General features: G+C 58.7%; 9 protein-coding genes, 4 tRNA genes and 1 pseudogene. All 14 read left to right on the top strand.

Going from position 1 to position 10472, the window contains the following annotated elements:
- Positions 1–134 (top strand): annotated as a pseudogene (gene wecC / locus HMPREF9538_RS31195) (UDP-N-acetyl-D-mannosamine dehydrogenase); the annotation flags it as partial.
- Complete coding sequence (gene rffG / locus HMPREF9538_RS05245) at positions 131–1198, top strand: dTDP-glucose 4,6-dehydratase (protein ID WP_032457229.1); 1068 nt, start codon at positions 131–133, stop codon at positions 1196–1198. The pseudogene wecC and the gene rffG, both read left to right, overlap by 4 nt.
- 18 nt (positions 1199–1216) lie before the next feature.
- Positions 1217–2098, top strand: coding sequence for a glucose-1-phosphate thymidylyltransferase RfbA (gene rfbA, locus HMPREF9538_RS05250; RefSeq protein WP_002883307.1), 882 nt, complete (start codon positions 1217–1219; stop codon positions 2096–2098).
- Entirely contained in the window at positions 2076–2750 is a 675-nt protein-coding gene (gene rffC, locus HMPREF9538_RS05255; RefSeq protein WP_009486002.1) for a dTDP-4-amino-4,6-dideoxy-D-galactose acyltransferase, read from the top strand. The genes rfbA and rffC overlap by 23 nt, the downstream gene beginning before the upstream one ends.
- Before the next feature lie 5 nt (positions 2751–2755).
- Positions 2756–3886 (top strand): dTDP-4-amino-4,6-dideoxygalactose transaminase, encoded by a 1131-nt coding sequence (gene rffA, locus HMPREF9538_RS05260; protein WP_002883310.1) that lies wholly within the window; start codon positions 2756–2758, stop codon positions 3884–3886.
- A gap of 1 nt (position 3887) precedes the next feature.
- Positions 3888–5138, top strand: coding sequence for a lipid III flippase WzxE (gene wzxE, locus HMPREF9538_RS05265; RefSeq protein WP_002883312.1), 1251 nt, complete (start codon positions 3888–3890; stop codon positions 5136–5138).
- Complete coding sequence (locus HMPREF9538_RS05270; protein WP_004177944.1) at positions 5135–6211, top strand: TDP-N-acetylfucosamine:lipid II N-acetylfucosaminyltransferase; 1077 nt, start codon at positions 5135–5137, stop codon at positions 6209–6211. Before wzxE ends, HMPREF9538_RS05270 begins: the two co-directional genes overlap by 4 nt.
- Positions 6208–7554: an ECA oligosaccharide polymerase gene (wzyE, locus tag HMPREF9538_RS05275; protein ID WP_004186365.1), complete on the top strand. Its 1347-nt coding sequence runs from the start codon at positions 6208–6210 to the stop codon at positions 7552–7554. Before HMPREF9538_RS05270 ends, wzyE begins: the two co-directional genes overlap by 4 nt.
- Before the next feature lie 11 nt (positions 7555–7565).
- Positions 7566–8306 (top strand): lipopolysaccharide N-acetylmannosaminouronosyltransferase, encoded by a 741-nt coding sequence (gene wecG / locus HMPREF9538_RS05280; RefSeq protein WP_004177935.1) that lies wholly within the window; start codon positions 7566–7568, stop codon positions 8304–8306.
- 205 nt (positions 8307–8511) lie between these two features.
- Positions 8512–9897 (top strand): bifunctional threonine/serine APC transporter ThrP, encoded by a 1386-nt coding sequence (thrP, locus tag HMPREF9538_RS05285; protein WP_002883322.1) that lies wholly within the window; start codon positions 8512–8514, stop codon positions 9895–9897.
- A 102-nt stretch (positions 9898–9999) separates the two neighbouring features.
- A tRNA-Arg gene (locus HMPREF9538_RS05290) sits at positions 10000–10076 on the top strand.
- Positions 10077–10131: 55 nt separating this feature from the next.
- Positions 10132–10207 (top strand) — tRNA-His (locus HMPREF9538_RS05295).
- Between the two features lie 23 nt (positions 10208–10230).
- Positions 10231–10317: transfer RNA gene (locus HMPREF9538_RS05300), tRNA-Leu, on the top strand.
- A gap of 42 nt (positions 10318–10359) precedes the next feature.
- A tRNA-Pro gene (locus tag HMPREF9538_RS05305) sits at positions 10360–10436 on the top strand.
- The last annotated feature ends 36 nt before the right edge of the window (positions 10437–10472 follow it).

The following is a 10472-nucleotide window of genomic DNA, read 5'->3' as shown; positions in this document are numbered from 1 at the left end:
GGGCGCCCCTGGGGGCGGCGCTGGCCAGCGCCGATGTGCTGGTGATGCTGGTCGATCACAATGAATTTAAAGCCGTTAGCGGCGATAGCGTCACCCAGGCGTTTATCGTCGACACCAAAGGAGTGTGGCGGTGAGAACCATTCTGGTCACCGGCGGCGCGGGCTTCATTGGTTCGGCGGTAGTGCGGGAGATTATCCAGCACACCGCCGATCGCGTGGTGGTGGTGGATAAACTGACCTACGCCGGCAATTTAATGTCGCTGGCGCCGGTGGCGCAGGATGCGCGTTTCGCCTTTGAACAGGTGGATATCTGCGACCGCGCCGAGCTGGATCGCATTTTTCGTCAGCATCAACCGGATACGGTGATGCACCTGGCGGCGGAAAGCCATGTCGATCGTTCGATTGACGGCCCGGCGGCGTTTATCGAGACCAATATCGTGGGCACCTATACGCTGCTGGAGGCGGCCCGTAGCTGGTGGAATACCCTGGCTATGGCGCAAAAATCGGCGTTTCGCTTCCATCACATCTCCACCGATGAAGTGTATGGCGATCTGCACGGCAGCGATGATTTCTTTACCGAGACCACGCCCTATGCGCCAAGCAGCCCCTATTCGGCTTCGAAAGCCAGCAGCGACCACCTGGTGCGCGCCTGGCTGCGAACCTATGGCCTGCCGACGCTTATCACCAACTGCTCAAATAACTACGGCCCGTATCACTTTCCCGAGAAGCTGATCCCGCTGACGATCCTTACCGCGCGGGCGGGCAAGCCGCTGCCGGTGTATGGCAATGGACAACAGATCCGCGACTGGCTGTACGTGGAAGATCACGCCAGAGCGCTGTATCTGGTGGCGACCCGCGGCGAACCGGGCGAAACTTACAATATCGGCGGTCATAACGAACGGAAAAATATCGAGGTGGTGGAAACCATTTGTCAGCTGCTGGAAGAGCTGGCGCCGGATAAGCCGCAGGGCGTGGCGCACTATCGCGATCTGATCGCCTTCGTTGCCGATCGTCCGGGCCACGATCTGCGCTATGCCATTGATGCCTCGAAGATTGCCCGCGAGCTGGGCTGGACGCCGGCAGAGACTTTCACCTCCGGTATGCGTAAGACCGTGGCGTGGTATCTGGCGAACGAGGCCTGGTGGCGTCAGGTTCAGGACGGAAGCTATCAGGGCGAGCGTCTTGGGCTGCAAAGCTAATCATCTCTGGGGGGAATGATGAAAGGTATTATTCTGGCAGGCGGTTCCGGAACGCGGCTACATCCCATCACCCGCGGCGTATCGAAGCAGCTGTTGCCGATCTACGATAAGCCGATGATCTACTACCCGCTGTCGGTATTAATGCTGGCCGGGATCCGTGAGATCCTGATTATCACCACGCCGGACGACCTACGTGATTTCCAGCGCCTGCTCGGCGATGGCTCAGAGTTTGGCATTGCGCTGCACTATGCCGTACAGCCGACGCCGGATGGTTTAGCCCAGGCGTTTATCATCGGCGAAGCCTTTCTTAACGGCGAACCGGCGTGTCTGGTGTTAGGCGACAATATCTTCTTCGGCCAAAGCTTTAGCCCGAAGCTGCGCAGCGTCGCTGCCCGCACGGAAGGGGCGACGATTTTTGGCTATCAGGTGATGGATCCTGAGCGCTTTGGCGTGGTGGAGTTTGATGATAACTTCCGTGCGCTATCGCTGGAAGAGAAGCCGAAGCAGCCGAAGTCGAACTGGGCGGTCACCGGTCTCTATTTCTACGATGGCAAGGTGACGGAGTATGCCAAACGGGTCAAACCATCCGAGCGCGGCGAGCTGGAAATCACCTCCATCAACCAGATGTATCTGGAGGATGGCGCATTGACCGTCGAACTGCTTGGACGCGGCTTTGCCTGGCTGGACACCGGCACCCACGATAGCCTGATCGAGGCCAGCATGTTCGTGCAGACCGTCGAGAAGCGCCAGGGCTTTAAAATCGCCTGTCTGGAAGAGATCGGCTGGCGTAACGGCTGGCTGGACGACGACGGCGTCAAACGTGCGGCGAAGCGGCTGGAAAAAACCGGCTACGGCCAATATCTGCTGGATCTGCTCCGTGCCCGTCCGCGCCAGTATTGACCCCCTGGAGTGGGAGAACCGCTTCTTTGCCGTGAACAGCGCGATCGTGCGCTTTGACGAGCACGCGCCGCGGCTGACGCCTGAGGCGCTGGCGGGGTGGTCGCGAGTGCAGGCGAAGATCGCCGCCAGCGACACCGTCCGGCTGGACGCGCTGCAGCGGTTGGGTTTTCAGCTGGTGGAAGGTGAGGTCGATCTGGCGCTGCCGGTGGGCAGCCCTGCAGATGCCGGCGCAGACGTCGCCGTGGAAGCGGATATTGCGCCGCTGCGCGAGCAGGCGGCGCGGGCATTTGCCATGAGCCGCTTTCGCGCGCCCTGGTACGCTGCCGACGCCAGCGGCCGCTTCTATGCCCAGTGGATTGAAAATGCGGTGCGCGGCACCTTCGATCATCAGTGCCTGATTTACCGCCATCCTGAGGGCGATATTCGCGCCTTTGTCTCCCTGCGGCAGATCACTGCGACCGAAGCGCGTATCGGCCTGCTGGCCGGACGCGGCGCCGGGGCGCAGTTGATGCAGGCGGCGCGGTACTGGGCCGCCTCGCGCGGACTTTCTACACTGCGGGTGGCGACCCAGATGGGCAACACCGCCGCGCTTAAACGTTATATTCTCAGCGGTGCTAACGTGGAAAGCACCGCCTACTGGCTATACAGGTGACCCCCATGATCCCATTTAACGCGCCGCCGGTGGTTGGAACCGAGCTTGATTACATGCAGTCTGCGATGAACAGCGGCAAGCTGTGCGGCGACGGCGGCTTTACGCGCCGCTGCCAGCAGTGGATGGAGCAGCGATTTGGCACGGCAAAAGCGCTACTGACCCCTTCCTGCACGGCTTCGCTGGAGATGGCCGCGCTGCTGCTGGATATCCAGCCGGGCGACGAAGTGATTATGCCCAGCTATACCTTTGTCTCCACCGCCAACGCCTTTGTGCTGCGCGGGGCGAAAATCGTCTTCGTTGATATCCGTCGCGATACGATGAATATCGACGAAACGCTCATCGAAGCCGCCATCACCGATAAAACCCGGGCGATTGTCCCGGTGCATTATGCCGGCGTAGCCTGCGAGATGGACACCATCATGGCCATCGCCGACAAATACAACCTGTTTGTGGTGGAAGACGCCGCGCAGGGGGTGATGTCCACCTACAAGGGGCGCGCGCTGGGCACCATCGGCCATATCGGCTGCTTCAGCTTCCATGAAACCAAAAACTACACCGCCGGCGGTGAGGGCGGGGCGACGCTGATCAACGATCGCACGCTGGTGGAACGCGCGGAGATTATTCGCGAAAAAGGCACCAACCGCAGCCAGTTCTTTCGCGGCCTGGTGGATAAATATACCTGGCGGGACATTGGCTCCAGCTATCTGATGTCCGACCTGCAGGCCGCCTATCTGTGGGCGCAGCTGGAAGCGGCGGAGCGCATCAACCAGCAGCGCCTGGCCCTGTGGCAGAACTACTATGATGCGCTGCTGCCGCTGGCGCGCGCCGGGCGTATCGAACTGCCGACGGTTCCGGCCGACTGCGGGCAAAACGCGCACATGTTCTACATTAAGCTGCGTGATATCGAGGATCGCAGCAGACTGATCGCCTGGCTGAAAGAGGCGGAGATCCTCGCGGTATTCCATTACATTCCCCTGCACAGCTGCCCGGCAGGCGAACAGTTCGGCGAATTCCGCGGTGAAGACCGCTACACCACTCAGGAGAGCGAGCGTCTGGTACGCCTGCCGCTGTTTTACAATCTGTCTGTGGTGAATCAGCGGACGGTGATTAACTCGCTGCTGAGCTACTTCTCCTGATATGTCGTTAGCAAAAGCCTCACTGTGGACGGCGGCATCGACGCTGGTCAAAATCGGCGCCGGTCTGCTGGTCGTCAAGCTGCTGGCCGTCTCGTTTGGGCCGGCGGGCGTTGGCCAGGCCGGTAACTTCCGGCAACTGGTCACCGTACTCGGCGTGCTGGCCGGGGCCGGGATATTTAATGGCGTCACGAAGCTGGTGGCGCAGCATCACGACGATCCCCCGCGCCTGAAGCAGGTGGTGGGCACCTCGTCGGCGATGGTGCTTGGCTTTTCCACCCTGCTGGCGCTGGTATTTTTACTGGCGGCGGCGCCGATAAGCCAGGGGCTGTTCGGCCATACGCACTATCAGGGGCTGGTACGCCTGGTGGCGCTGGTGCAGATGGGGATCGCCTGGGCGAATTTCCTGCTGGCGCTGATGAAAGGCTTTCGCGATGCGGCGGGTAACGCCTTCTCGCTGATTGCCGGGAGCCTGATCGGCGTGGCGGCTTACTATGCTTGCTACGTGTTGGGAGGCTATCAGGGCGCGCTGCTGGGGCTGGCGTTAGTTCCAGCGCTGGTGGTGGTCCCGGCGGGTATTATGCTCTGGCGGCGGGGTAATATCCCGCTGAGCGCCCTGCGTCCGCGCTGGGATAACGGTCTGGCGGGACAGCTATCGAAATTTACCCTGATGGCGCTGATAACCTCGGTGACCCTGCCGGTAGCCTATGTGATGATGCGTAATCTGCTGGCGGCGCATTACGGCTGGGAGGCGGTCGGGATCTGGCAGGGGGTGAGCAGCATCTCCGATGCCTACCTGCAGTTTATTACCGCCTCGTTTAGCGTCTATCTGCTGCCGACGCTGTCGCGGCTGAGCGCCAAAACGGATATCACCCGCGAGATAGTCAAGTCGCTGAAATTCGTCCTGCCGGCAGTAGCGGCGGCGAGCCTGACGGTCTGGCTGCTGCGCGATTTTGCCATCTGGCTGCTGTTTTCCGATCGCTTTACCGCGATGCGTGACCTGTTTGCCTGGCAGCTGGTGGGCGACGTTTTAAAAGTAGGCGCTTACGTCTATGGCTATCTGGTGATCGCCAAAGCGTCGCTGCGTTTTTATATTCTGACGGAAATCAGCCAGTTCGCACTGCTGACCGCATTCTCACACTGGCTTATACCGGCGCACGGCGCGGTTGGCGCGGCGCAGGCATATATGGCCACTTATATTGTTTATTTCGCCCTTTGTAGTGGCGTGTTTTTACTCTGGCGTAAACGGGCATGACAGCACTGATACATGTACTGGGATCGGATATCCCGCATCATAACCAGACCGTACTGCGGTTCTTTAACGACGAACTGGCCGCCGACCCGCAGGCCAGGAGATTTATGATCGTCGGTGATGAGGCCAGCGTGCGTGATGGGTATCCGGCGCTGGATGTCACCTGTTATCCGGGGAAAAAGGCGCTGGCGCAGGCAGTGATTGCTACCGCGAAAGCCAACCGCCAGCAGCGCTTTTTCTTCCACGGCCAGTTCAATACCGGGCTGTGGCTGGCGCTGTTGAGCGGCGGCATCCGCCCGTCGCAGTTTAACTGGCATATCTGGGGGGCGGATCTGTATGAAAATTCTGCCAGCCTGAAGTTTCGCCTGTTCTATCCGCTGCGCCGTATGGCGCAGGGGCGGGTAGGGCGCGTTTTCGCCACCCGCGGCGATCTCAGCTGGTTCGCTAACCGCCATCCGCGCGTCCCGGGCGAGCTGCTCTACTTCCCGACCCGTATGGATCCGGCGCTGAATACCCTGGCCGATAACGCTCCGCGCGGTGATACCCTGACTATTCTGGTCGGCAACTCCGGGGATCGCAGCAATGAACATATTGCCGCGCTGAAGGCAATCCATCAGCAGTTTGGCGATACGGTAAACGTCATCGTGCCGATGGGCTATCCAGCGAATAACGACGCCTATATCAATGAGGTTCGCGAGGCGGGGGCGGCGCTGTTTAGCGGTGAGCATCTGCAGATCCTCAGCGAGAAGCTGGAGTTTCATGATTATCTGGCGCTGCTGCGCCGCTGCGATCTGGGCTATTTTCTGTTTGCCCGCCAGCAGGGGATCGGCACCCTGTGTCTGCTGATTCAGGCGGGCATCCCCTGCGTGCTCAATCGGGAAAACCCGTTCTGGCAGGATATGGCCGAGCAGCATGTGCCGGTGCTGTTCACCAGCGACGCGCTGGACGTCAGCGTGGTGCGCGAAGCGCAGCGTCAGCTGGCGAGCGTGGATAAATCCGCTATCGCCTTCTTCCGGCCGAACTATCTGACGGGCTGGCGGCGGGCGCTACGGTTAGCGGCGGAGGGGCAGGCATGACGTTAATGCAATTTAGCGGGCTGCTGGTGGTCTGGCTGCTGTCGACGCTGTTCATCGCCACCGCCACCTGGTTTGAGTTCCGTCGGGTACGCTTTAACTTCAACGTTTTTTTCTCGTTGCTGTTTCTGCTGACCTTTTTCTTCGGCTTCCCGCTGACCAGTATTCTGGTGTTCCGCTTTGACGTCAGCGTGGCGCCGCCGGAGATTTTGCTGCAGACGCTGCTGATCGCGGTGTGCTTCTACGCAGTCTACTACGTGACCTATAAAACGCGGCTGCGTTCGGCATCGCGTGAGGTTGCGCATCGCCCGCTGTTTACCATGAACCGGGTGGAAACCCATCTGGCGTGGGGCATTTTGATGGGGCTGGCGCTGCTGTGCGTCGGCATCTTCTTCGCCCACAACGGTTTCCTGCTGTTTAAGCTCAACTCCTACAGCCAGATTTTCTCTGCTGAAGTGTCCGGCGTGGCGTTGAAGCGCTTCTTTTACTTCTTTATTCCGGCGATGCTGGTGGTCTATTTTCTGCGCCAGGATTATAAGGCGTGGATCTTCTTCCTCGTCAGCACGGTGGCCTTTGGTTTGCTGACCTACGCCATCGTCGGCGGGACGCGCGCCAATATTATCATCGCCTTCGCCATCTTTCTGTTCATCGGTATTATTCGCGGCTGGATCAGCCTGTGGATGCTGGCTGCGGCGGGTGTGCTGGGTATTGTCGGCATGTTCTGGCTGGCGCTGAAGCGCTACGGGATGAACGTCAGCGGCGACGAAGCGTTTTATACCTTTCTGTATCTCACGCGCGACACCTTCTCACCGTGGGAGAACCTGGCGCTGCTGCTGCAGAACTACGACAAGATCGATTTCCAGGGGCTGGCGCCGATGATCCGCGATTTCTACGTCTTTATCCCCAGCTGGCTGTGGCACGGTCGCCCGACGATGGTGCTCAATACCGCCAACTACTTTACCTGGGAAGTATTAAACAACCATTCGGGGCTGGCGATTTCGCCGACGCTGATTGGCTCGCTGGTGGTGATGGGCGGCGTCTGGTTCGTACCGCTGGGCGCCGTGGCGGTAGGGTTGATTATTAAATGGTTCGACTGGCTGTATGAGCTGGGCAACCGGGAGAGCAATCGCTATAAAGCGGCTATCCTGCACAGTTTCTGTTTCGGCGCTATCTTCAACATGATAGTGCTGGCGCGCGAGGGGCTGGATTCGTTCGGCTCCCGTGTGGTGTTTTTCCTCGTGATCTTTGGTATCTGCTTGCTGGCGGCGAAACTGCTGTACTGGTTCCTGGATAGCGTGGGACTGATTCATAAGCGCGTAAAACCGCTTTCGCAACCGCAAGTCTGAGAAGGATGGACATGACTGGGACCATTTCCGCGCCGTTGTACCTGTTAAGAGGGCTGCAGCTCATAGGCTGGCGCGATATGCCGCACGCTCTGGATTATTTGTTTGCCGACGGCGCGCTCCGGGAGGGGACGCTGGTGGCCATTAATGCTGAGAAAATGCTGGCCGTAGAAGATAACCCGGAGGTACGGGCGCTGATTGAGGCGGCGGAGTTTAAATATGCCGATGGCATCAGCGTGGTGCGTTCGCTGCGCAAAAAATACCCGCAGGCCCAGGTATCCCGCGTCGCCGGGGCCGATCTCTGGGAAGCGTTAATGCAGCGCGCTGGCGCTGAAGGGACACCGGTGTTTTTGGTTGGTGGTAAACCTGAGGTCCTGGCGCAGACAGAATCCAGGCTGCGTCAGCGCTGGCAGGTGAACATCGTCGGCAGCCAGGACGGTTATTTCACCCCTGAGCAACGCCAGGCATTGTTCGAACGCATTCGCGACAGCGGGGCGAAAATCGTCACCGTCGCGATGGGGTCGCCGCGCCAGGAGATCTTCATGCGCGACTGCCGGCGCCTGTATCCGCACGCGCTGTATATGGGCGTCGGCGGCACTTACGATGTTTTTACCGGGCACGTCCATCGGGCGCCGAAGTTCTGGCAGGATCTGGGGCTGGAGTGGTTCTATCGCCTGCTTTTGCAGCCGAGCCGCATCAAGAGACAGTTCCGCCTACTGCGCTATTTACGTTGGCATTATTCCGGTAAGCTCTGATATTCCACTGCAACCAGGCGAGTTTGCATACATATTCTGTGTAATCTCTTCACTCGCCTGATACTTTATTTGCCATTTCCGCAAAATTAATTAACCATTCGCAGGCTTCATACGCGCCGGGGAGACCTGCGCGTCGGCAAGGCTATGGTTTCAGTTAATAACAATAACCGGGAGTACCCGGAATACGGCAAACACAAGAGGATATATGACTGAGAAAAAAGCGGAGCTCCAGCGTGGACTGGAGGCCCGGCATATTGAACTGATCGCCCTTGGCGGGACGATTGGCGTGGGGTTGTTTATGGGGGCGGCCAGTACCTTGAAATGGGCTGGGCCTTCCGTGCTGCTGGCGTACATTATCGCTGGCCTGTTCGTCTTTTTCATTATGCGCTCAATGGGCGAAATGCTGTTCCTTGAGCCTGTCACAGGCTCCTTCGCGGTGTATGCGCATCGCTATATGAGCCCCTTCTTCGGCTATCTGACCGCGTGGTCCTACTGGTTTATGTGGATGGCGGTGGGGATCTCGGAGATTACCGCCATCGGGGTCTATGTGCAGTTCTGGTTCCCGGAGATGGCGCAGTGGATCCCGGCGTTGATTGCCGTGGGGCTGGTGGCGTTGGCTAACCTCGCGGCGGTCCGGCTATACGGTGAAATCGAGTTCTGGTTCGCCATGATAAAAGTGACCACCATTATCGTGATGATCGTCGTGGGTCTGGGCGTCATTTTCTTCGGCTTTGGCAACGGCGGCCACTCCATCGGTTTTGGTAATCTCACCGAACATGGTGGTTTCTTTGCCGGCGGCTGGAAGGGCTTCCTGACGGCGCTGTGTATCGTGGTCGCGTCCTATCAGGGGGTGGAGCTCATCGGCATTACCGCAGGTGAAGCGAAAAACCCGCAGGTGACGCTGCGCAGCGCGGTGGGCAAAGTGCTGTGGCGGATCCTGATTTTCTACGTCGGCGCGATTTTTGTTATCGTCACTATCTTCCCGTGGGATCAAATCGGCTCCAACGGCAGCCCGTTCGTACTGACGTTTGCCAAAATCGGTATTACCGCGGCGGCGGGAATTATCAACTTCGTGGTGCTGACGGCAGCGCTTTCCGGCTGCAACAGCGGAATGTACAGCTGCGGACGTATGCTGTACGCCCTGGCGAAGAACCGTCAGCTGCCGGCGGCGATCGGTAAGGTATCGCGCAACGGCGTTCCGTCCGTCGGTGTGGCGCTGTCGATTCTGATCCTGCTGGTGGGCTCCTGCCTGAATTACATTATTCCTAATCCGCAGCGGGTGTTCGTCTATGTCTATAGCGCCAGCGTCCTGCCGGGGATGGTGCCCTGGTTTGTGATCCTGATTAGTCAGCTGCGTTTCCGTCGCGTGCATCAGGCGGCGATTGCCAGCCATCCGTTCCGTTCGCTGCTGTTTCCGTGGGCCAACTATTTCACGATGGCCTTCCTGATCTGCGTGCTGGTCGGGATGGGACTGAATGATGAAACCCGCATGTCGCTCTTCGTCGGCATTATTTTTCTGGCCGCCGTCACCCTGATTTATAAGGTGTTTGGCCTCGGAAGACAGGGGCAAGTCAATAATACGGCTGAATAACCGTCAAAACGAACAAAGCATGAGCAAACGATAATTTTCTTTAAAAAGGCACTAGACAGCGGGGTAGGAAGTCCGTATTATCCGACCCCGCAACGGCGCTAAGCGCCCGTAGCTCAGCTGGATAGAGCGCTGCCCTCCGGAGGCAGAGGTCTCAGGTTCGAATCCTGTCGGGCGCACCATTAACCCGGTGCTGGAGCTGCGGTGGTTTTAATACCGCGTAAAAGGTTTGCAGTGGTGGCTATAGCTCAGTTGGTAGAGCCCTGGATTGTGATTCCAGTTGTCGTGGGTTCGAATCCCATTAGCCACCCCATTATTTGATAGAGTTGTGAATTTGCGAAGGTGGCGGAATTGGTAGACGCGCTAGCTTCAGGTGTTAGTGTCCTTACGGACGTGGGGGTTCAAGTCCCCCCCCTCGCACCACGACTTTAACGAATTGAACTAAAAATTCAAAAAGCAGTATTTCGGCGAGTAGCGCAGCTTGGTAGCGCAACTGGTTTGGGACCAGTGGGTCGGAGGTTCGAATCCTCTCTCGCCGACCAATTTTGAACCCCCCCCCCGCGGGGGGTTTTTTTTTT

Origin of the sequence: Klebsiella sp. MS 92-3, from assembly GCF_000195655.1 — a bacterium.
Taxonomy (GTDB): Bacteria; Pseudomonadota; Gammaproteobacteria; order Enterobacterales; family Enterobacteriaceae; genus Klebsiella; species Klebsiella pneumoniae.
The sequence above is the reverse complement of the archived record's forward strand: the minus strand, read 5'-3'. Positions and strand labels throughout refer to the sequence as shown.

Bases quoted from the DNA above. Each gene is read 5' to 3' on its own strand.
- wecG (WP_004177935.1), top strand. From the start codon at position 7,566: ATGACTGGGACCATTTCCGCGCCGTTGTACCTGTTAAGAGGGCTGCAG.
- rfbA (WP_002883307.1), top strand. From the start codon at position 1,217: ATGAAAGGTATTATTCTGGCAGGCGGTTCCGGAACGCGGCTACATCCC.
- wzyE (WP_004186365.1), top strand. From the start codon at position 6,208: ATGACGTTAATGCAATTTAGCGGGCTGCTGGTGGTCTGGCTGCTGTCG.
- wzxE (WP_002883312.1), top strand. From the start codon at position 3,888: ATGTCGTTAGCAAAAGCCTCACTGTGGACGGCGGCATCGACGCTGGTC.
- thrP (WP_002883322.1), top strand. From the start codon at position 8,512: ATGACTGAGAAAAAAGCGGAGCTCCAGCGTGGACTGGAGGCCCGGCAT.
- rffA (WP_002883310.1), top strand. From the start codon at position 2,756: ATGATCCCATTTAACGCGCCGCCGGTGGTTGGAACCGAGCTTGATTAC.
- HMPREF9538_RS05270 (WP_004177944.1), top strand. From the start codon at position 5,135: ATGACAGCACTGATACATGTACTGGGATCGGATATCCCGCATCATAAC.